The 20,730-nt window shown below is 32.1% G+C and carries 18 protein-coding genes; 5 read left to right on the plus strand and 13 right to left on the minus strand.

All coding sequences use genetic code 11. The features are described from left to right. From thrS to BC961_RS12080, 3 genes are all read right to left on the minus strand, one after another. Window positions 1-1,947, minus strand: coding sequence for a threonine--tRNA ligase (gene thrS / locus BC961_RS12070; RefSeq protein ID WP_121926092.1), 1,947 nt, complete (start codon window positions 1,945-1,947; stop codon window positions 1-3). Window positions 1,948-2,150: 203 nt separating this feature from the next. After that, window positions 2,151-2,750, minus strand: coding sequence for a hypothetical protein (locus BC961_RS12075; protein WP_121926093.1), 600 nt, complete (start codon window positions 2,748-2,750; stop codon window positions 2,151-2,153). Further along, window positions 2,747-3,250: an RNA polymerase sigma factor gene (locus BC961_RS12080; protein ID WP_121926094.1), complete on the minus strand. Its 504-nt coding sequence runs from the start codon at window positions 3,248-3,250 to the stop codon at window positions 2,747-2,749. The genes BC961_RS12075 and BC961_RS12080 overlap by 4 nt, the downstream gene beginning before the upstream one ends. Window positions 3,251-3,683: 433 nt before the next feature. Between BC961_RS12080 and BC961_RS12085 the strand changes: the two genes are divergently transcribed. Continuing rightward, complete coding sequence (locus BC961_RS12085; protein WP_121926095.1) at window positions 3,684-4,988, plus strand: NAD(P)/FAD-dependent oxidoreductase; 1,305 nt, start codon at window positions 3,684-3,686, stop codon at window positions 4,986-4,988. Between the two features lie 147 nt (window positions 4,989-5,135). Here the strand turns inward: BC961_RS12085 and BC961_RS12090 are convergent, their stop codons facing one another. Then, window positions 5,136-6,197: a DUF3810 domain-containing protein gene (locus BC961_RS12090; protein WP_121926096.1), complete on the minus strand. Its 1,062-nt coding sequence runs from the start codon at window positions 6,195-6,197 to the stop codon at window positions 5,136-5,138. A gap of 110 nt (window positions 6,198-6,307) precedes the next feature. On the opposite strand from BC961_RS12090, the gene BC961_RS12095 reads away from it, so the two are divergent. Continuing rightward, a complete protein-coding gene (locus tag BC961_RS12095) occupies window positions 6,308-7,771 on the plus strand; it encodes an aminoacyl-histidine dipeptidase (protein ID WP_121926097.1) in 1,464 nt (487 codons plus the stop codon). A gap of 85 nt (window positions 7,772-7,856) precedes the next feature. On the opposite strand, the gene BC961_RS12100 is transcribed toward BC961_RS12095, so the two are convergent. The 5 genes from BC961_RS12100 to BC961_RS12120 all read right to left on the minus strand — a co-directional run bounded on the left by BC961_RS12100 (window position 7,857) and on the right by BC961_RS12120 (window position 15,112). Continuing rightward, on the minus strand, window positions 7,857-9,746 hold the full coding sequence (locus tag BC961_RS12100) for a monovalent cation:proton antiporter-2 (CPA2) family protein (protein WP_121926098.1): 1,890 nt from the start codon (window positions 9,744-9,746) through the stop codon (window positions 7,857-7,859). 1 nt (window position 9,747) lies between these two features. Beyond that, the gene (locus tag BC961_RS12105) at window positions 9,748-10,353 is read right to left on the minus strand and encodes an NAD(P)H-dependent oxidoreductase (protein ID WP_121926099.1); all 606 of its coding nucleotides are present in this window, start codon (window positions 10,351-10,353) and stop codon (window positions 9,748-9,750) included. 187 nt (window positions 10,354-10,540) lie between these two features. Next, window positions 10,541-12,778 (minus strand): cation:proton antiporter domain-containing protein, encoded by a 2,238-nt coding sequence (locus BC961_RS12110; RefSeq protein WP_121926100.1) that lies wholly within the window; start codon window positions 12,776-12,778, stop codon window positions 10,541-10,543. A gap of 184 nt (window positions 12,779-12,962) precedes the next feature. Beyond that, a complete protein-coding gene (purB, locus tag BC961_RS12115; protein ID WP_121926101.1) occupies window positions 12,963-14,309 on the minus strand; it encodes an adenylosuccinate lyase in 1,347 nt (448 codons plus the stop codon). A 110-nt stretch (window positions 14,310-14,419) separates the two neighbouring features. Then, window positions 14,420-15,112: an SIR2 family NAD-dependent protein deacylase gene (locus BC961_RS12120; protein WP_121926102.1), complete on the minus strand. Its 693-nt coding sequence runs from the start codon at window positions 15,110-15,112 to the stop codon at window positions 14,420-14,422. A 223-nt stretch (window positions 15,113-15,335) separates the two neighbouring features. Between BC961_RS12120 and BC961_RS12125 the strand changes: the two genes are divergently transcribed. Continuing rightward, window positions 15,336-16,007, plus strand: a complete 672-nt coding sequence (locus tag BC961_RS12125) for a TrmH family RNA methyltransferase (protein ID WP_121926103.1) — start codon at window positions 15,336-15,338, stop codon at window positions 16,005-16,007. Here BC961_RS12125 and BC961_RS12130 read toward each other — a convergent pair. Continuing rightward, entirely contained in the window at window positions 16,002-16,523 is a 522-nt protein-coding gene (locus BC961_RS12130; protein WP_121926104.1) for a MepB family protein, read from the minus strand. The genes BC961_RS12125 and BC961_RS12130 overlap by 6 nt on opposite strands. A gap of 167 nt (window positions 16,524-16,690) precedes the next feature. On the opposite strand from BC961_RS12130, the gene BC961_RS12135 reads away from it, so the two are divergent. Next, entirely contained in the window at window positions 16,691-17,020 is a 330-nt protein-coding gene (locus BC961_RS12135) for a type II toxin-antitoxin system HigB family toxin (RefSeq protein WP_121926105.1), read from the plus strand. A 2-nt stretch (window positions 17,021-17,022) separates the two neighbouring features. Next, window positions 17,023-17,379 (plus strand): helix-turn-helix domain-containing protein, encoded by a 357-nt coding sequence (locus BC961_RS12140; RefSeq protein ID WP_121926106.1) that lies wholly within the window; start codon window positions 17,023-17,025, stop codon window positions 17,377-17,379. Window positions 17,380-17,716: 337 nt separating this feature from the next. On the opposite strand, the gene BC961_RS12145 is transcribed toward BC961_RS12140, so the two are convergent. From BC961_RS12145 to BC961_RS12155, 3 genes are all read right to left on the minus strand, one after another. Next, on the minus strand, window positions 17,717-18,010 hold the full coding sequence (locus BC961_RS12145) for a type II toxin-antitoxin system RelE/ParE family toxin (protein ID WP_121926107.1): 294 nt from the start codon (window positions 18,008-18,010) through the stop codon (window positions 17,717-17,719). Further along, the gene (locus tag BC961_RS12150) at window positions 18,003-18,254 is read right to left on the minus strand and encodes a type II toxin-antitoxin system ParD family antitoxin (RefSeq protein ID WP_121926108.1); all 252 of its coding nucleotides are present in this window, start codon (window positions 18,252-18,254) and stop codon (window positions 18,003-18,005) included. Before BC961_RS12150 ends, BC961_RS12145 begins: the two co-directional genes overlap by 8 nt. 252 nt (window positions 18,255-18,506) lie before the next feature. Next, on the minus strand, window positions 18,507-20,612 hold the full coding sequence (locus BC961_RS12155; protein ID WP_121926109.1) for a hypothetical protein: 2,106 nt from the start codon (window positions 20,610-20,612) through the stop codon (window positions 18,507-18,509). Window positions 20,613-20,730: the final 118 nt, after the last annotated feature.

The following is a 20,730-nucleotide window of genomic DNA, read 5'->3' on the forward strand; positions in this document are numbered from 1 at the left end:
TTAAACTGTAAATACTTTTAATGTTTTGCTGATTTCATCATTTACAATTGCAGCAAATTCATCGATTGTAATTGTAATATTTCCTTTCCCTTCTTGACCGTGACGACGGATAGAAATTGTTCCATTTTTCTCTTCTTCTTCACCTACGATTAACATGAATGGGATTTTTTGCATCTCTGCATCCCTAATTTTCTTGCCTATAGTCTCGTTTCTGTTATCAATGAGGGCGCGAATTTCGTGATTTTCTAGCAAATCTAAAACTTTTTTCGCATATATTTCATATTTCTCGCTCAAAGACAATATTATAGCCTGTTCTGGTATTAACCAAAGTGGGAAATTCCCTGCTGTATGTTCTAATAATATTGCTATAAAACGTTCCATTGAACCAAATGGAGCTCTGTGAATCATCACAGGTCTATGTAATTCATTGTCAGAACCTTTGTATGTCAAATCAAAACGTTCTGGTAAGTTATAATCTACCTGAATTGTACCTAACTGCCATTGTCTTCCTAAAGCATCTTTTACCATGAAATCCAGTTTTGGACCGTAGAAAGCAGCTTCACCATATTCAATAACAGTATTTAATCCTTTATCGGCTGCAGCGCTTATGATCGCATTCTCTGCTTTTTCCCAATTCTCATCAGTACCAATATATTTTTCTCTATTTTCTTTGTCTCTCAATGATATCTGAGCTGTGAAATTTTCGAAACCTAAAGAACCAAATACATAAAGTACCAAGTCAATTACTTTTTTAAATTCCTCGTCTAATTGATCAGGCGTACAAAAAATATGTGCATCGTCTTGAGTAAAACCACGTACACGGGTTAAACCATGTAATTCACCACTTTGTTCGTACCTGTAAACAGTACCAAACTCAGCATAACGCTTTGGTAAATCTTTATATGACCACGGACGTACATTATAAATTTCGCAGTGATGCGGACAGTTCATCGGTTTTAATAAAAACTCTTCACCTTCATGCGGAGTTGTTATTGGTTGAAAACTATCAGCTCCGTATTTTGCATAGTGACCGGAAGTTACATATAATTCTTTCTGACCAATATGTGGAGTAACCACTTGCTCGTAACCTGCTTTTTTCTGTGCTTTTTTCAAGAATTGCTCTAAACGCTCTCTTAAAGCAGCTCCTTTTGGTAACCATAAAGGTAAACCTTGACCAACTTTTGCTGAAAAAGCAAATAATTCAAGTTCTTTACCTAATTTTCTATGATCTCGACGTTTTGCTTCTTCAAGTAACGCTAAGTATTCTGTCAGATCTTTTTGTTTAGGGAATGATGTTCCATAAACACGAGTCAATTGCTTATTTTTCTCATCACCACGCCAGTAAGCGCCAGCAACACTCATGATTTTCATCGCTTTGATAATCCCAGTGTTTGGAATATGCCCACCACGACATAAATCAGTAAAAGTATCATGATCGCAGAATGTAATTGTTCCGTCCTCAAGATTTGTGATTAATTCTGTTTTATAAACGTTGTCTTTGTATAATTCTAAAGCTTCTGCTTTAGTTACAGGGCGTAATTTAAACTCATGTTTTCCTCTTGAAATTTCAAGAACGCGGTCTTCAATTTTTTTGAAATCAGCATCTGTAATTTTATGATCTTCAAAATCAACATCATAGTAAAATCCATTAGAGATTGCTGGCCCAAGAGTTAATTTAATTCCTGGATACATTTCTTCTAAAACTTGCGCCATAACGTGCGAAGTAGAATGCCAAAAAGCTTTCTTACCATTCTCGTCGTTCCAAGTAAATAATGTAAGATTTCCGTCCGTTGTCAATGGAGTAGAGGTTTCAATAGTTGTACCATTAAAAGAAGCTGAAATTACATTTCTAGCAAATCCTTCACTAATGCTTTTTGCAACATCCATAGGAGTTACATCAGAAGCATACTCTCTAATTGACCCATCGGGTAAAGTAATCTTAATCATTTTTTAAAATTTTATGAATGCAAAGATAGATTATTAGGAAAAGACAAGCAATAAATAGGTGATGTTTGTTAGTCTAAACTTTACAAAATAACGAAGTATTTTAAAAATGATCTGTTAATAAGGTAGTAGTTCACTCTTTTAACGATATTAACTGATAAAAAATTTAAAAATAGTATTTTTTGACAACTGCAAAACTATCAATTTTACAAGTCAATTTTTCTTAATTCGATGTAGTTTCTATTTAGTTTTTTTAGAAGAATTCCATAAATTAATTGATAAAAAAGCCATACAGCGCCAATTAAAAATGCAATGAAAAACAACATTAGAACACAGATTAAAACCATTTTTCCACCCGGACTATTTGCAGCTTCATTTTGGAATTCATTAAAGAATACTATTACTGAAACAACAAAAACTAGCATTAGATTGAAAATAATGTAATAGCGCACAGTTTTCCTAGTATTTAATATGCATTCCATCAACTTTTTTGTATTCGAAGTAACAGTAATAGAACGGTAATTTCTATAAAATAAATACATAAAAAATAATGCCACTCCATAGCTTAAATAATCTAAAAAGCTAATTAGTATCTCAACTATTGGTGATTCACTCGTTTTTTCAGTTGGCATTAAATAACTTAATGAATTCAATACTATAAATTCTAATATACTAATTATAAAAATCCACTTCACAATGGAAGATGATCTTTTATGAATCATTTTATAAATGTCATTTTCCGATACTTGCGCAAAAGAATTATCGATCTTTTGCCAATCCTTTTTTAATAAATCCAGCTCTTTCATATTCCTAATGGATTTAATATTTTTTTTAATTTCCCTTTTATCCTATTCATTTTTACACGAGCATTAACTTCGCTAATCCCTAGTGTTTCTGATATTTCATGATAATCCTTATCTTCAAGATACATAAATATCAACGCTTTCTCAATGTCATTTAGTTGGTAAACCGCCTTATACATCAATTTCATTTGTTCTTCTTCTTCATAATCATACTCTACATCATTCAGGAAATGCTGCCTTCCTTCAAATTCTACTGTATTTATGGAGCGCTTTGTTTTTCTGTACAGCGTAATTGCGGTATTCAGTGCTACTCGATAAGCCCAAGTGGAGAATTTACTATCACCTCTAAACTTCGGGAATGCTTTCCACAACTGAATCGTGATTTCTTGGAACAAATCCTTGTGGGCATCATCGTCATTAGTATATAACCTACAAATCTTGTGGATTATATTCTGATTTTCACGCAGCTGCTTGACAAAAGAATGTTCTAAATTTTCACTCATATATAGGTTAGTAATCCATTGATGGATTTTGTTACAAAGTAGCGGCTTTTTTTTAGGAGCACATACATATTAATTCAAAAAGTTATTTTGTCCTGCTTTGCGCTGTATCCTTGTTAATTGTGTCGCTACGCACACAATCAGCAAGGGATGTCACTACAATCAGGGCTAAATGACCACGTTTTATTTTCAATACACTCTTGTGACAAAGTCAATTTAGTTAAAAAGTCATTAAAGTTTAACACTTGGTTTTCAATCTACAATCAATCCCGAAAGTTCGGGACACTATTCATCAATCACAAATCAAAAATGTTTTCAATTTAAATATTCGTCAATTGTTTTCAAGACTCGGCTCCCATCTCCTTCGGAGAGGGGTTGGGGGAGAGGATATTACTTCGTATATTAGCAAATCTTAATTTCAGCATCAAGAATCTATATGAATATCCCACATTCAACATTACCTAGAGTAGTTATTATTGGCGGCGGCTTCGCAGGAATTGCATTAGCTAAAAAATTAAAAAATAAAAAAGTACAAGTCGTTCTTTTAGACAAGCACAATTATCATAATTTCCAACCTTTAATGTACCAAGTTGCGACGGGAGGACTCGAAGCAGGCTCGATTGCTTATCCAATTCGGAAAGTGATTCAAGAATATGATGATTTTTATTTCAGACTAACGAATGTTGAAGAAATCGATACGGTCAATAAAAAAGTAATTGCCGAAATAGGAGAGTTGAGTTATGATTATTTGGTAATAGCGACGGGTTCGAAGACTAATTATTTTGGTAACAAAGAAATAGAGCGAAACAGTATGGCTATGAAAACCATACCGCAATCACTAAACATTCGAAGTCTGATATTAGAGAATTTCGAACAAGCAGTTTTAACTAAAGATGTAGCGGAGCAAAATAGTTTAATCAATTTTGTACTCGTTGGCGGTGGACCAACAGGAGTAGAGCTATCAGGCGCTTTGGCAGAAATGAAAAAAGCGATTCTTCAAAAAGATTATCCAGATCTTGATATTGCAAAAATGCAAATCAACCTAATTCAAAGTGGGGATAGAATACTAAACACGATGAGTGAGAAATCCTCTGCAGCAGCCGAGAAGTTTTTAGAAAACTTAGGAGTGAAAATTTGGAAAAATGTTCGTGTCACTAATTACGACGGTCGTACCATAACGACAAATTCCGATTTAACTTTTGAAACTGCAACCGTAATTTGGACTGCGGGAGTACAAGGTGCAATTGTTGCTGGATTAGATAGTAAATCATTAGTTGAAAAAGTAGAAAGAATTAGGGTTAACGAGTTCAATCAAGTGGTAGGTTATAGCGATATTTTTGCTTTAGGCGACATTGCTTCAATGGAGTCAGAATTGTATCCACAAGGACATCCTATGATGGCGCAACCCGCTTTACAACAAGGGAAATTGCTAGGAGAAAACTTAGTGCGATTACTTCAAAATAAACCTATGAAAGCTTTCGAATATAAAGATAAAGGTTCAATGGCAACAATTGGTAGAAATAAAGCAGTGGTTGATTTACCTAACTACAATTTTAGCGGTGTGTTTGCTTGGTTTGTCTGGATGTTTGTTCACTTATTTTCACTAATTGGATTCAAAAATAAAGCAGTAGTTTTCCTGAACTGGGTTTACAATTACATTCGCTTCGACCGTGAAGGTCGATTGATCATTAGACCATATAAAAAGAAAAGTTTCACCACTTTTATAAGCGATGAGATATAAAAAGTATTATTTTTTGAGGTAGTGAGTTAATAGTAATTAGTAACTAGTAATAAGTCTTTGAATGGAATTTAAATAAAGTTTACCTTGTTATTAATTGCTCCAAAATCAAAAGTCAAAAATCGTTAATCTACAATCAAAAATCAAAAATCAAAACTCTCTTTCCTTATAGTAATTCACTAGCAAATTGACATATTTACTATAACTCTCCAAACCGTCTTGCTGCTGATTTACCTTTAAGAATTGGTCATAAAAAGCATGAAAACCTTTGTCAATAATAGTGTCATACTGTTTCCAGAAAAGTTCACTTTCTCGATAGTTTTTTAAAATTCCTGGATGTACAGTTTTTAATAATTCGTCATACACTCTTTCATCTCTTGCATACCAGTTTCCTAAACAATAGCGCAAAGCCATGCTGTAACCAGAATATTGAATGTAATGATTGTCATTTTTTACAGCTGCTAGAAATCCTATAAAATTACATTCACTTTCGCTGGCAAACCCTATTTGGTGTGCCATTTCGTGAGTGGTCGTCATTGGAAAACTATACATCGGACCTAAGTAATTTACTTGGGCCTCATTAGTAAAAGGATTCAAGTATCCACCAAAACCCATATAGGTTAGCGGTAAACTGAATAATGACTTCTTGATACTAGGGCTTTCATAATCGAAGAAAGAATATTGATTAGATAAAGTTTTATATCCATTCAAACTCATCTTAAAAACTTGTTCTTGCGAATAAGGAACTACTACTTTCAAACTATCATTTTTTGTTATCTGAATGTGGACAGCATTTGTTTTAGCGATTATTTTTCTGGTGAAAGCCAAAAGATCGGCATCTGAATAATCACGCTCAATTGACATTTTCTCAAAAAGTGGTTGGCGGTAATAATTAAAACCCCAAAGCAGATGAAAGCAAAAATAAAAAACGGACAGGAAACTCAAAACTCCGATAAGATTGTCTTTCCATTCTTTTTTCCAAGTTCTGCGCTTTTGAATAACCCATTTGATTCCTAATACAATCAAAATAAAATACAGTATGTCGCCAACAGAAAATGGAGTACTCCCTAAAATAATTCGCTCAATTTTAGAAACTATTGGATAGAGGCCATTACTGTAATATTGTTCCACAACTTCGGGAAAGTAAGGAACAATTTTCAGGAATATTATTTGAAAGAATAAAAAGAAGGGGAGAATGTATTTGCTTTTCACGATATGTTTTTTCGAAATGTAAATATAATTACAATATCAATTAGTACCGAAAAAGAATTTAAACTTTGTAACTTTGGATTCTTAAAATGTTAAACCTGAAACAAAAATAAATGAGTATAGAAATAAGAAATCTAGAGCCAAAAGCACTTTGGAATAAGTTTGCTGATTTAAATGCTGTTCCTCGTCCTTCTAAAAAAGAAGATCGCGTAATTGAGTTTATGAAAAATTTTGGCGAAAGCCTTGGATTAGAAACTTTTGAAGATGAAATCCGTAATGTAATTATTCGTAAACCAGCAACGGCAGGAATGGAAAACCGCAAAGCAATTGTGCTTCAAGGACATTTAGACATGGTACATCAAAAAAACTCGGATACCGTTTTTGATTTTGATACCCAAGGAATTGATATGTATGTTGATGGGGATTGGGTTCGCGCAAGAGGAACTACGCTAGGTGCTGATAACGGTCTTGGAGTTGCTGCGATAATGGCAATTTTAGAAAGTACTGATATTCCGCATCCTGCAATAGAGGCTTTGTTTACTATTGACGAGGAAACTGGAATGACTGGAGCGTTGAATCTTAAAGGTGGTGTCCTTCAAGGAGAAATTCTTTTGAATATGGATACTGAAGAAGATGATGAAATCGACATAGGTTGTGCTGGTGGAATTGATGTAACAGCAACTGCAGAATATGATGAAGATGAAACTCCTGAAGGTTCTGTAGGATATACAATTACTGTAAAAGGTTTAAATGGTGGACATTCGGGAATGGATATTCACAAAGGTCTAGGTAACGCTAACAAAATTATGAACCGTTTATTATTTGATGGTTTTGATAATTTTGGACTGCAAATTTCAGAGATTGTTGGTGGAAGTTTACGTAATGCTATTCCGAGAGAAAGTACGGCTAAAGTTATTATTGCTGGTGTTTATGATGAAGCTTTCGTTTTTGATATGCAACAGATCGTAAATGAAATCAAAACTGAATTCAGTACTACAGAGCCGAATTTAGAAGTAGTTTTTGAAAAAATGGATGTAGCTCCCGCTAAAGTGATGCCATCTATTGCGCAATTTTACTTTGTACGAGCTATGTATACGGCTCCTAATGGGGTCTATAGAATGAGCGCTGATTTTGATAATCTAGTAGAAACCTCTAATAATATTGCAAAAGTAATTTTAGGTAATGGACAGCTTACGGTTCAATGCTTAACTCGTTCTTCTGTTGAAACTTCTAAATTTGATTTGTCTAACGCTTTACGTTCTGCATTTGAATTGATGGGCTGTGAAGTAGAGTTTTCAGGATCGTATCCAGGATGGACTCCAAATTCAGAATCAGAAATTCTAGATTTATTGGTACCGATTTACGAAAAACAAAATGGTGAGAAACCAAAAGTGGTGGCGTGTCACGCGGGATTAGAATGTGGAATTCTAGGAACTAATTATCCTGATATGGATATGATTTCTTTTGGACCAACTATTCACGGTGCGCATTCACCAGATGAAAGAGCTAGTATTTCTTCTTCTCAGAAATTCTGGAAATTCGTTCTGGAAATTTTAGCTAATATTCCAGTAAAATAGTTTCTTTTAATAATTTAAAAAAAGCATAATTAATTTCCATTTAGGATTTTAATTATGCTTTTTTATTTTTTAAATACGGTAATCCTTACTCATTATTATCTGCTAAATTATTCTTTAAATGCTCACTGTCCCAACTATGATTAGTTGCAGCAATTTGCGAATAGATATCAGTTTTTAATAATTCTTCTTGCAATTCAACCTCTTCTTTTATAGTGATCATATAAGCCATTTTATCATGACGCTTTTCAGCCAACTTCCGAGTTGTAATTTCGTCATATTTTATAAATTGCTGACCTTGTCTCGTTGCTGAATATTTACGATGACCCAAAGCTACCAAAGCATCAACACCCATATTTACGGCACTAAATAAAGTTTCTCTGTAGATATGTTTGACTTTGTGATCAATTAGTTCATACGCATCATTTCGATTACGCGCCCGAGTTAAAATTTTCAAATGAGGAAAGTGTTTTTTTAATGTTTCGATCACTTGTAAATTCACTGATGGATTGTCAATTGCAGCAATAAAAAGTTTTGCATTTTCGCAACCCGCAGCTTTAAGTAATTCTAGTCTAGTTGCATCGCCGTAATATACTTTGAATCCCATTTTTCGAAGTAAATCAATCCGTTCAGAGTCATAATCTAAAATGGTTAACTTTACTTTATTGGCTTTTAGTAAACGTCCCACGGTGCTACCAAAGTGACCAAAACCTGCAATAATAACAGGAGTAGGCTCGTCGATAAAATCATTTTCTTTTTTGGGTTCGTTGACTTTTTCTTTCGCTCTAGTAAATGGATAAATTAATCTTTCATTAATCAATAGCAAAAATGGAGTAGCAACCATACTCATCGCAATTACAGCCATAACTTGGTTTGCCAAAACATTCGGAATTATGTTGAGTTGCATACAGAAACTCATGATTACAAATCCAAATTCTCCAGCCTGACTTAAACCAAAAGCGAATAGAAAATTCTGGTCTACTCTTTTTTTATTGAATCTGCTAATGAAAAATAATACTAAGAATTTAACTAAAGTTAAGATCGCTCCAAAAACAAATATGAATAACGGGTTTTCGATTATTAATTTAAAGTTTATTGATGCACCAACACCAAGAAAAAAGAGTCCTAAAAGCAACCCCTTAAATGGAGCAATATCTCCTTCTAGCTCATGACGGAATTCCGAGTTTGCTAAAACGACTCCAGCCATAAAAGCACCAAGAGCGGGACTTAAACCTACTAATTGCATAGAATAAGAAACACCCACGACTAACAATAAAGCAGAGGCAGTAAATAATTCCTGCAATCTCGTTTTTGCGATAATATGTAATAAAGGAACGAATACGTAGCGACCAGCAAAGTATATAGTTGAGATAATTCCGAGTACGATTAAGGTTTGTAACCAACTAGGGAATCCAGCAATTAAAGATTGCGGGCCATCACTTACGGCATCGATATTTACCGTAGATAAAAGAGGTAAAAAAGCTAAAATGGGAATGACAGCTATATCTTGGAAAAGTAAAACAGCAAAAGAGGAGCGCCCGAGAGAAGTGTTTAATAATCCTTTTTCTTTAAGAGTTTGCAGAACGATTGCAGTGGATGATAAAGCTAAAGCCAATGAGATTGCTAATCCTGTTTTCCAACTCCAATCCATAAATAAAAGAAAGCCTAAAAAAAGAATGACGGTAGTTCCTATCAATTGAGCAGAACCCATACCGACAATGAATTTTCGCATTTTCCAAAACTTCCTCGGTTCTAGTTCTAAACCAATAAGGAAAAGCATCATTACAACGCCAAATTCAGCAAAGTGCATTATATCTTGACCTTCTTGACCAATAAATCCAAGGACGTAAGGACCGATAACAATTCCAGCAATAAGATAACCCAAAATAGAACTCAAGCCCAACTTCTTTGCAATAGGAACGCAAATTACAGCTGCTGCTAAATAAATAATTGCTTGTAATAAAAAATCAGTTTCCATATTAAACTTGTATTGTGGCAAACCATTCGTTCAAATAGTTATGTTGCAAGATTTCATTTGTATCCAAATTGGTGTTTTGTAGATAGTCTAAAAAGTAGCCATAAACTAGACCATTTTTCGCATAATCTTCCCCTGTCATATTGTGCGTTCCATGCACTACAAAAGGGGGCAAATAAATCATATTACATACTTTTGCAGTTTGATTAAAGGGTTCTAATAATTCGAGAATGCTGTAGCGATCACTTCCTGTTTCGCAATAATTTTCTTTGTCACCGCCGGTGGTTAAAACTTGGAATATAATTTTGTCAAGTAATGCTTTTCCCTTTTTTCCGTACGCCCAATTGTGTTCTAAAACCATATCAATCCATTGTTTCATAAGTGGCGGACAGCTGTACCAATACATTGGATGGTGCCAAATAATAATATCGTGCTGACTTAACAATAATTGCTCTCTTTTAACATCAATATCAAAATCAGGATATTCTTCATATAAATCATGAAAGGTGATGTGGTCAGATTGCGGAATATTATCCACTAGAGCTTTATTCGCATGTGATTTTTCGAATAGAGGATGAGAAAACAAGATCAAGATTTTATTCTTTGACATTAAATTTATTTTTAAAAAAAATATTTTAAATCCATTATTTTGTATAATTATTTGAAATACAATGTTTTTGAGAACATTTCATTTGCTGAAAGATATAAAATATTGATTAATTCTTATACTTAAAATTATAAAATCCTGCTTAATCAAAAAATAATTCAGCAGGATTGAACATTGATTTGTAATGGGATTAATTCTTGAAAAAAGTCCTAATTAATTTTTTACTTCCAACAACCCAAAGAATATCATTTTTCATTAATATCATTGAGGATTCTGGATTTAGAATTCGTTTGCCACTTCTCTCTATTCCTACAATCAGCGCATTTGTTTTTTCGCGTAGTTGTGATTCTCTAATTGTGGAACCAATGAATTCTTCGTCTTGTATTTCTAGTTGTTTTAAGACAATATCTGTTTCAATAATTTCTGGAAGTTCTATTTCGTTAAAATGTAAATAAGCTTTAAATTCATTCACTTGCTCATCTGTACCAATGATACAGATCTCGTCTTTAGGAAATAATCGCTCATTTTTATTAGGAATATTTATAGTGAATTCACCGCGTTTTATAAAAGCGATGTTTATACCTAATTGCTCTCTAATACGCAGTTCTTCAAGTGTTTTACCAACGACATTTGATGTAGCTGCAATTTCAAATGTAGACATGTGTCCGTCCCAAGGAGTTAATTCGCTTCTACTTCTTATTGCTTTTTTAATTTCTCTAGCATTCAAATTTTTCAGGAAGTGATCTTCGATTTTGTGGTAGTGTGCATTTAATTTTTTAGGGAAAATAAAGTATCCAAGAACGACCAATATTAATGCTACGAATGCAATAACTGGAGAGAAAAATACATTTAGTAACAATCCAATATAAAATAATGCTAAAACCATTCGCAATAAAACCATCATTAAAATAGGTCCACGATACCTGCGCTCTTCCCTAAGAATAGCAACTTCTTTTACTGCAACACGTCGTAATGACAGTGCCCATAGAAATGGAGAAATTATAACTAAAGTGATAAGCACACCAAATACGTTTGCAAACTTAGAATCTTCCACAAGCGGTAGAATATACTTTGAAGAAAGCAATATCATCGCTACAATAATAACTGAATGTATGATAACCTGTGTTAAGAAAGCACGAACCACAATTTGCCAATTCGTTACTAACTTTATTGATTGCGCATTGGCACTGTAACGTTCAATTCTTTTAATCCATCTTCTGGGTAATTTTCTTTCGATAAATTCAGAAAACGGAGTTGATAATTTAATCATAAATGGAGTGGTGAAAGTTGTCACTGCTGATACCGCCACTACAATAGGATATAAAAAATCACTAGTGACATTCAATGACATTCCAAGCGTAGCTATTATGAATGAGAATTCCCCTATTTGCGATAAACTCATTCCTGTTTGCACGGATTGCTTGAGTGGTAGTCCAGAAAGCAAAGCACCAATCGTCGAACTTATAGATTGTCCTATAATTACAACAAATGTTAATATAGCAACTGGGAAAGCGTATTCATACAGAGTATCTGGATTGATTAACATTCCAACGGAAACGAAAAATACAGCTCCAAAAAGATCTTTAACAGGCTTTACTAAATGTTCAATATGTTCCGCTTGTGTTGTCTCTGCGATAATAGATCCCATAATAAATGCTCCTAAAGCAGGAGAAAAACCAACATTGGCGGCGAAAATAACCATCATTAGACATAGAGCTAGTGAAACTATCAATAGCATTTCATCTGTTAATATGTTCTTTGCTTTTTTCAATAATGTGGGAATGAAGAAAATTCCTCCGACAAACCAAATTGTTAAGAAGAAAATTAATTTCAAAACAGACATAAATAATTCAGCGCCTGAAAACTGCTGACTCACTGCAATAGTGGAAAGTAAAACCATCATTAAAATGGCCACGATATCTTGCACTATTAATGAACCAATTACGATTCCAGCAAATTTTTGTGTTTTTACACCAAGTTCTTCAAAGGTTTTGAGGATAATTGTCGTGGATGAAACCGAAAGAATAACTCCTAGAAATACACTGTCCATGGGTTTCCAGCCTATCCATTGGCCTACCATATAACCTATTGCGATCATTGCAATTATCTGCGTGACTGCGGTAATTGATGCAGATCCGCCGACCTTCATTAATTTCTTAAAGCTAAATTCGAGTCCTAAACTAAACAGTAAAAATATCACTCCTATTTCAGCCCAAACTTCTACACTTTTTAAATCTTTTATAGAAGGAAAAAAATCGAAGTGATTTCCTGCTAAAAAACCAGCTATCAAATAACCTAAGACAAGTGGCTGTTTTATCTTTTTAAATAATAAAACTGCAACTGCAGCTGTCATTAGTATTAATCCTAAATCACTTATTAAAGGTTCTAAGTGTAGCGATACATTTGCTACTGTTTCTGCGGTATTCATTGGCGTTTAGTCGTTTTTTAAAGGTTTTCTGTATTTTGGTAAGATATATAAAATATTTTTTTATAAACAGTAATTTTTGTTAAAACGAGTACTTTTCGAATGAAAAAAATGAAAAATTCCCATTAAAAGGAAGTGTTTCGTTCTTTTTAATGGGAATTGATTATTTAAAGATAAAATGTAGTATTTATATTCCCAAGAAATTGCTAGGAGTAATTTGCATTAGTTCGGCTTTTATTTCATCTGAAACATCAAGTGTTGCAATAAAACCATGAATTGCTTTTTTGTCAATCGCCTCATTTGTTCGAGTCAGACCTTTCAGAGCTTCATAAGGATTTGGATACGCCTCTCTACGCAATATTGTTTGAATAGCTTCTGCGACAACAGCCCAGTTTTTCTCTAAATCTTCGTGAAATTTAGGCTCGTTTAAAAGTAATTTGTTCAATCCTTTCAAAGTTGCTTCAAATGCAATTAAAGTATGTCCTATTGGAACTCCAATATTTCTTAAAACCGTACTATCGGTTAAATCGCGTTGCAATCTTGACACAGGTAATTTAGCAGATAGATGTTCGAAAATTGCATTTGCAATTCCTAAATTTCCTTCTGAATTTTCAAAATCAATAGGGTTAACTTTATGTGGCATTGCCGAAGATCCTATTTCTCCTGCTTTAATTTTTTGTTTGAAATATTCCATCGAAACATACGTCCAAATATCTCTGTCTAAATCAATAATAATAGTATTGATTCTTTTTAAAGCATCAAAAAATGCTGCAAAGTGATCATAATGCTCAATTTGTGTAGTCGGGAAGGAGTGGTGTAAACCAAGGTTTTCTTCAACAAATTTACCACCAAATTTTCTCCAGTCAATTTGCGGATACGCTACATGATGTGCATTGTAATTTCCAGTTGCTCCACCAAATTTAGCTGCAAAAGGAATATTAAACAACAAACGCATTTGCTCTTCTAAACGCTCTACAAAAACGCCAATTTCTTTACCCAAACGAGTAGGGGAAGCTGGCTGACCGTGAGTACGAGCAAGCATTGGAATGTCCTTCCATTCGATACTTAAATCCTTTAATTTTGAAGTCAAAGTAATTAAAGAAGGCATATACACTTTTTCGAAAGCATCTTTCGTTGAAAGTGGAATTGCTGTATTATTGATGTCTTGAGAAGTCAAACCAAAATGGATGAACTCTTTAAATTCTGATAAACCTAATTTTTCAAAAGCGTCTTTTATGAAATATTCAACTGCTTTGACGTCATGATTTGTCACTTTTTCAGTTTCTTTAATCCAAAGTGCGTCTTCCGTAGAAAAGTTTTTATAAATATTACGTAAACTACCGAATAAACCTGGATTTACATTTGCTAGTTGAGGTAAAGGAGTTTCGCACAAAGCGATAAAATATTCAATTTCTACCAGTACACGGTATTTAATTAAAGCTTCTTCAGAGAAAAATGGAGAAAGTGAAATAGTCCTATTTCTATACCTGCCATCAATTGGCGATATAGCGTTTAATTCGTTTAAAGTAGTCATCGTTTAGTTGTTTGTTCGAAAGCCGCAAATATAAGCAGATATTAGAAATTATACCTACGATTTCTGACATTTGAACCGTTTAACACCACGCTTTTGTCCATTTTGTTTTTTTAAAGAAAAGAAAGCAACTTATTTCTCATGATTTCTACTCCTTTAGAGGCCACTTCTGGTATTACCTCTATAGGATTTTTGAGATTTGGAATCTTTATTGGCTTCGGATCAATATAAAATAGTTGAGTTTTACGAGGTGCATAATCGATTATTCCCGCGGCAGGATATACTTGCAACGAAGTCCCGATTACAGCTAAGAAATCAGCGGTTTCTGTAATAGTAATTGCTTCCTCTAATGCTGGCACTTCTTCTCCAAACCAAACAATATGCGGTCGTAACTGATTTTTGTCTTCATCGAAATCGCCAAAATTCAAATCCTCTTTCCAGTCTATTATGTAATTTGGATTTGCAATACTTCGCACTTTGAGTAGTTCCCCATGTAGGTGTAAAACATTCGTGCTTCCAGCGCGTTCATGTAAATCGTCAACATTTTGAGTGATTATATAAACGTCAAAATCTTTTTCTAATTCAGCTAAAATCAAGTGTCCTAAGTTTGGCTCTACTTCTTTTAGCTGTTTTCTTCTTTGGTTGTAAAAGTCAAGTACTAAAGCTGGATTTCTATTCCAACCTTCAGGAGTTGCTACATCCATAACATTATGCCCTTCCCAGAGTCCGCCGCTATCACGAAATGTTTTCACGCCACTTTCAGCACTAATTCCAGCTCCAGTAAGGACAACTAATTTCTTTTTCATATTATTTTATTTTGGGCGTGTTCGCAAAAGCGACCGGGCTTTCGGCTTTATCTTTTCTGTCCTAAAAAGTCCAGAAAAGGATGCCGCCTCTATCCCTCACGCATATTCGGTAAAAATTCACAAATCTTTTTCAAATCAAAAATAAGATTTTAATAGTAGTAGAAACTAATTTCAAAGTGATAAAGCTACTCTTTTTTACTATTTTTGCAAAAAATTAATCCTTATGATTGACATCGATTACTTGAATTTTCTTGAAAACATTCTGACTGATAACCGTAAAGAAAAATTTCTAAAAGTACTGGAAACTAGAACGAAGCATTTCACAATTGCAGTAGAAGATATTTTCCAAATGCACAACACTAGTGCGGTTATGCGCAGTTGTGAGATTTTTGGAATACAAGAATTAAATGTAATCGAACAACGTTACGGAAAAAGTATCGATAAGGAAATTGCAATGGGTGCTCAAAAGTGGGTGGATATAAATACATTCGATAGTATTACGAATTGCGTAGATACTTTAAAAAACAAAGGTTACCAAATCATTGCCACAACTCCTCACGAAGGAGATTGCTTGATGGATGATTTTGATATATCAAAACCGAGTGCTTTATTTTTTGGAACGGAAAGAGACGGTTTATCACAAGAAATTTTGGAACGTGCTGACGGTTTTCTTAAAATCCCGATGGTAGGTTTTACAGAGAGCTTGAATATTTCAGTTTCTGCTGCAATAATAATTCAAAACTTAACGAGTCGATTACGCAAGACTGATATCAACTGGCATTTATCCGAACAAGAAATTTTAGAAAAACGTTTGGCTTGGGCTAAAAACTCTATAAAAGATATTAAAAGAATAGAAGAGCGTTATTTTATTGATAATCCAAAATCAGTTCTATAAACCGTAAAGCCTCTTCACAACTTCAATGTTAACTGTTTCATCACTTGGAATTTCTAAAAAATAATTCAGTTGCCATTGTTGCGTTTTTTGAGCTTGTTTATTTATAGCTTCATCCCAAGGCGGATAAACACGGATTGCTCTTTTACCTTCTTTAGTAGTTGTAGAAATAATTCCTTTTTCACAAAGCACAGATTTAGGGAATACAAATTGTCCAACACGATTTTCTTTCCGAACGCTAATCACAATAAAATCAATTGTATCTGTGAAATCAAGTGGTTGAATTGGTCCATTGCCATTTCTCTTCCATAAAGTTACAAATTGTCCAATTTTTGTTGGAGTAATTTTAGCAACACGAAATACAATTGATTTATTATTTAATTGAAATGAGTATGCTCCATAGTCTGCGATTTCTTTTTCCTTTTCAGGAAGTGAACATTCAAAATCACAACTGTCATAAAGTAGTTCTTTGGCAAGAAGTAAATCAGCGTGAATTCTTATATCCTTTTTCCAAGACATTTTTTTTGTTTGTAAGAGGGTTTTAATTTTATTACGATGAAAAATATTAATTAAAAATATTTTTATCCATTCATTAAAAGTATTTTTTACTAATTACTGTTGCTTATCATAATTTAACTAAAAAATAAAAAGTTTGCAATTTGAAAACTTTAAGGTATATTTGTCAAATGAAAATTCTTGTAAAGAAAACAATTTTATTTTATATCGAAAAATATCCAATTGCAAAAACGCAATTGTTAATATGGTATAACGAATTTACAAAACTAAATTTTAAAAATTTCAATGAACTTAAGAGTGTTTATAGAAATGCTAGTATTGTAAATAATGATAGAGTTGTTTTCAATATTAAAGGAAATGATTTTAGATTAGTTTTTTCAATAAATTTTGTGCAAACAGCTTGTTATGTAATCTGGTTCGGAACTCATAAAGAGTATGATAAAATTAATGTTGAAACCGTTTTTTTTGATACAACGATTTTAAACTATAAAAAACAATAACTATGAACTGGAAAGTATTAAAAACAGAAGAAGATTATAATAAAGCTTCAATCAGATTAATGGAGCTATTTCACGCAAAACCCAACACCTTAGAAGGAGATGAACTAGAATTGCTTTTAGTTCTAGTGAATGATTATGATGATAAGCATTATCATTTACCAGAACTTGATGCCTTAGAAGTTATAAAATACAAAATGGAAGAAATGGGTTTAAAAGCAAAAGACCTTGAATCAATTATAGGAAGTAAAGGACATGTTTCTGCAATACTTTCTGGAAAGCGTGAAATCACATTAAAAATGGCTCAAAAATTAAAAAATTATTTCAGTATTCCAGCTGAAGTTTTTCTTCATAGTGTTTAAATCGATAAGGATGGAATTTTAATTCTCTCAATTTTTTCTACACTGCTACTGAAGTCAAACCTTTTAAAAACCTCTATAGTTTTAAAAACGAAATAATTAACTATTAATAATAATTGATTTTGCAGTGAATAAAAAGTTTGGGATGACACGAGAAAAATCAATCTCCTTTTGCTACAAAAAAATAGATTCGTTTTAGCCGCTTGAAATTATTGAAAGTACTATATGATAATTCTATAGTTGTAATGCATTTAATCTGTTCTAATCTGACTCGATCTTGTTACAGTTTCAAAGTGAAGTTCAAGGTATTTTTTACGAACTAAGTACTATGTGAGGTGTCTTATAGTTTGCTTTTTAAATCCATTATTCCATGTAGAATCCTTGCGACTTCAATTTCATTTTTTGATAGAACTGAATAGAAAATAATATGCTCGCCTGATTTAAAACCCAATATTCCTTTAGTCACGATATCATAGTTTCTTCCAAGTTCTGGATTATTAGCTAAATCATCACAGGATGCTAAAAGTAAATTATAATATTTTTCAGCTTGCCTTGTGGACCAAGTTTCGATAGTATGATCCCAAATTTCAGATAAGTCATCAACAGCTTGGTTTGTTAAATAATATTTAGCCATTTGATTTTTTTCTTGCTTTTAAAATTTCAAGATGACTTTTAGGATCAAAATTAATTGCACGCCCACTCTCAATTCCGTCATTGATTGCTTTTCTTAAAGCAATTATCTTATTTTCCTCCTCCTCTAAAAGACGAAGACCTGCTCTTACAACTTCACTTGCGTTATTAAATCGTCCATCACTAACACTGTTTTCAATAAAACTTTCGAAATGAGTACCAAGCGAGATAGAAGTATTTCGTCCCATAATTTATTTTTAACGAAGTTACCAAAATTTGGTAACTTTTCAAATTGTTCTACTTTATTTGTAATCTGACATGAAGTAAGTTGTGAAATAACTTTCACTTAGTTCTTTCAAAAATATTTAAAGAGTTTTATAAAACTTCTCAGAATAATTTAAGGTAACAATTAGGCATAGAATAATTAATGAAAAGCTTTTTGGAATGGTTAAGGATTGCAAATCCGCGTTATCGAGATTGTAAATCCGCTTAACGGGGTTTTATTTTAACTCATCAGGAATTTCAATTAATTCTTTGAATGCCTTTATGTTTGAATGATTATAATATTTATCTCTTATGTTTCTCAATACAAAAAAGTTCAACACAAAGCCAAATAATGCAATTAAACTGGTAATTACGATATTGCTTTTATAATTATTCAATGTTTTTTCGAAGTTATCAATTTTCCAATCAGAAAGATAAAAAAGATATATGAAACCACATATAATTAATATAGTGCAGAAAATAAGTTGATTCCAAGATTTCCTTCTCCAATTTTTTATCTCTTGAGCTATAAAATTATCTCGATTTTTTGCACTTAATTTATTGAGAATATCGTTTTTTTCTTTTTTCTCTATTTCCAATTCTTTTGATAATGAAGCAATTTTATCTTTATTCAGATCGCTATCGATAGCGAGTTGTTTTTTCTCATTCTCTATTTGTATTTCCTTCTCATTTAAATTAAATTGTTTAGCTTTTATATTAGATTTTGCTTTATCTAAATTATTCACTTCTTTTTCAAATCGCTCGTATAATTTATCAAACTTTTCGATTCTTTCCTTTTCTTCCTTTTCTTGAATTAAAGATTCTTCTTTTAATTTTTTTTGAAACTCATCAGAGTTGGTATTCGCTAATTTATTAAATTCATTAATGTTTTTAATTTGACGATTAGAAATTCTTGAAGATATATTTAAAATATCTTTATCTGTAATTACATCAGCTCTATATTTTTGTATGTTTTCATCTAGTTCTCTGATTATGCTTGCTTTTGGCAGAGAATCATTCAGAGTATGAGCAACAATTGATGACAAGCCAATATCTATTAAATCTTCGTTTTCAAGGTTTGTGTTTAATCGCGGATTGCTTAACCATAAAATGTTTAACAGTTCATCAACTCTTATTGTTTCTTTTTGATATTCATAATTGTTCTTTTCGAAATTTTTAAAATCTTCTGAATCGTGAGAACTTGAATTATTAACAAACCAACAATTTACCTTTTCAAACTCTCTAATTTTTTTTGTACGTTTTTCTTTTACGTATAAAAGTGCAATTGTATCGTGAATTGCAGAAAAATGATTACCTCTAATTTGTTTAAATTTTTCGTATTCTAAAGAATCTTTTGCTGATTTCTTTAATCTTTCTGTAAAACTATAGATTGATATATCGAATGATTTAACTATATCATCTAAATTATCTATAATTCGTTCTAAATCGCTTGAACTTAAATTTCTTCTTTCGCAAGCATTGTAGAGATCTTCAGGATTTATTTTTCTTGTTAAAAAAGTATTCGTAAAGTTTTCCGCTTTTTTCTTGATTAATGATTTTGTTTCTTCAATTGTATCAGCTAAAATTGTTAATTTAAAACCTAAATTTTTTCCAACTTCAATTAATTTTTTACAAGTATGAGTTGATTCAGGTGTATTTAAATCTATCAAACTAATTATAAAGTTTGTATCAAAAAGTAATTCTACATCTTGTTTAAAATCTTCAGTTTTATATTCTAAAAAACTTGAAATAATTGAACCTAAATATATTCTTCTAACTGCATCAAATACTTTAGGTACTTTTTTGAAAAATTCAACAAATTGTGCTTCAATTGTATAATCTAAACCATTGGAGACTTGATGGTTTGAAAGATATTTAGATATAGAAATTTTATTTTTATCTATAAAATCAAATATTGAAGTTTTGTTAGAGACTTCAATATTTTTTAATTTACAGAAATCAATAAAAATTTTCTCTAAATTTTCTGCATCTCTTTTACTTTCCTGTATTTTATCCTCAAAATCCTCAAAATAAAAAGCCTTTAGAATAAAGGAATTGTCTTTATTTATTGTAAAATTTAGTTCGCCTTCAATATTTACTTCATTCGCAATTTGGTTCAAAATAATTTTTAATACTGGAATTGGAAAATCAATTGAATACATTTGATTAGCTTCATTTTGTATTTCTAAAATTGATTCACCTTTTAAAATTCCTTTATTATTAATTTGATTTAAAGTTCTTTTAATTAATGGTACAAATACATCAACTGGACCTTTCATCAAGGTTCCATTATTTCTTATATGAGCCAATAAACTATAAGTTATTGCTTTATTTTCGTTCATTTATCTAGATGATTAATTTAAAAATTCCAATTTTGATATGTAGTCTAAAACTGTAAATTTAGAAGCTTTTAATAAATAAATGATTTTAACTTATTAACAATATTCTCGTTTTTTGCAC

It is taken from the genome of Flavobacterium weaverense (assembly GCF_003688495.1).
GTDB classification, from domain to species: domain Bacteria; phylum Bacteroidota; class Bacteroidia; order Flavobacteriales; family Flavobacteriaceae; genus Flavobacterium; species Flavobacterium weaverense.

Coding starts and splice junctions, on each gene's coding strand:
- thrS (WP_121926092.1), bottom strand. CDS start 1,947: ATGATTAAGATTACTTTACCCGATGGGTCAATTAGAGAGTATGCTTCT.
- BC961_RS12075 (WP_121926093.1), bottom strand. CDS start 2,750: ATGAAAGAGCTGGATTTATTAAAAAAGGATTGGCAAAAGATCGATAAT.
- BC961_RS12080 (WP_121926094.1), bottom strand. CDS start 3,250: ATGAGTGAAAATTTAGAACATTCTTTTGTCAAGCAGCTGCGTGAAAAT.
- BC961_RS12085 (WP_121926095.1), top strand. CDS start 3,684: ATGAATATCCCACATTCAACATTACCTAGAGTAGTTATTATTGGCGGC.
- BC961_RS12095 (WP_121926097.1), top strand. CDS start 6,308: ATGAGTATAGAAATAAGAAATCTAGAGCCAAAAGCACTTTGGAATAAG.
- BC961_RS12100 (WP_121926098.1), bottom strand. CDS start 9,746: ATGGAAACTGATTTTTTATTACAAGCAATTATTTATTTAGCAGCAGCT.
- BC961_RS12105 (WP_121926099.1), bottom strand. CDS start 10,353: ATGTCAAAGAATAAAATCTTGATCTTGTTTTCTCATCCTCTATTCGAA.
- BC961_RS12110 (WP_121926100.1), bottom strand. CDS start 12,778: ATGAATACCGCAGAAACAGTAGCAAATGTATCGCTACACTTAGAACCT.
- purB (WP_121926101.1), bottom strand. CDS start 14,309: ATGACTACTTTAAACGAATTAAACGCTATATCGCCAATTGATGGCAGG.
- BC961_RS12120 (WP_121926102.1), bottom strand. CDS start 15,112: ATGAAAAAGAAATTAGTTGTCCTTACTGGAGCTGGAATTAGTGCTGAA.
- BC961_RS12125 (WP_121926103.1), top strand. CDS start 15,336: ATGATTGACATCGATTACTTGAATTTTCTTGAAAACATTCTGACTGAT.
- BC961_RS12130 (WP_121926104.1), bottom strand. CDS start 16,523: ATGTCTTGGAAAAAGGATATAAGAATTCACGCTGATTTACTTCTTGCC.
- BC961_RS12135 (WP_121926105.1), top strand. CDS start 16,691: ATGAAAATTCTTGTAAAGAAAACAATTTTATTTTATATCGAAAAATAT.
- BC961_RS12140 (WP_121926106.1), top strand. CDS start 17,023: ATGAACTGGAAAGTATTAAAAACAGAAGAAGATTATAATAAAGCTTCA.
- BC961_RS12145 (WP_121926107.1), bottom strand. CDS start 18,010: ATGGCTAAATATTATTTAACAAACCAAGCTGTTGATGACTTATCTGAA.
- BC961_RS12150 (WP_121926108.1), bottom strand. CDS start 18,254: ATGGGACGAAATACTTCTATCTCGCTTGGTACTCATTTCGAAAGTTTT.
- BC961_RS12155 (WP_121926109.1), bottom strand. CDS start 20,612: ATGAACGAAAATAAAGCAATAACTTATAGTTTATTGGCTCATATAAGA.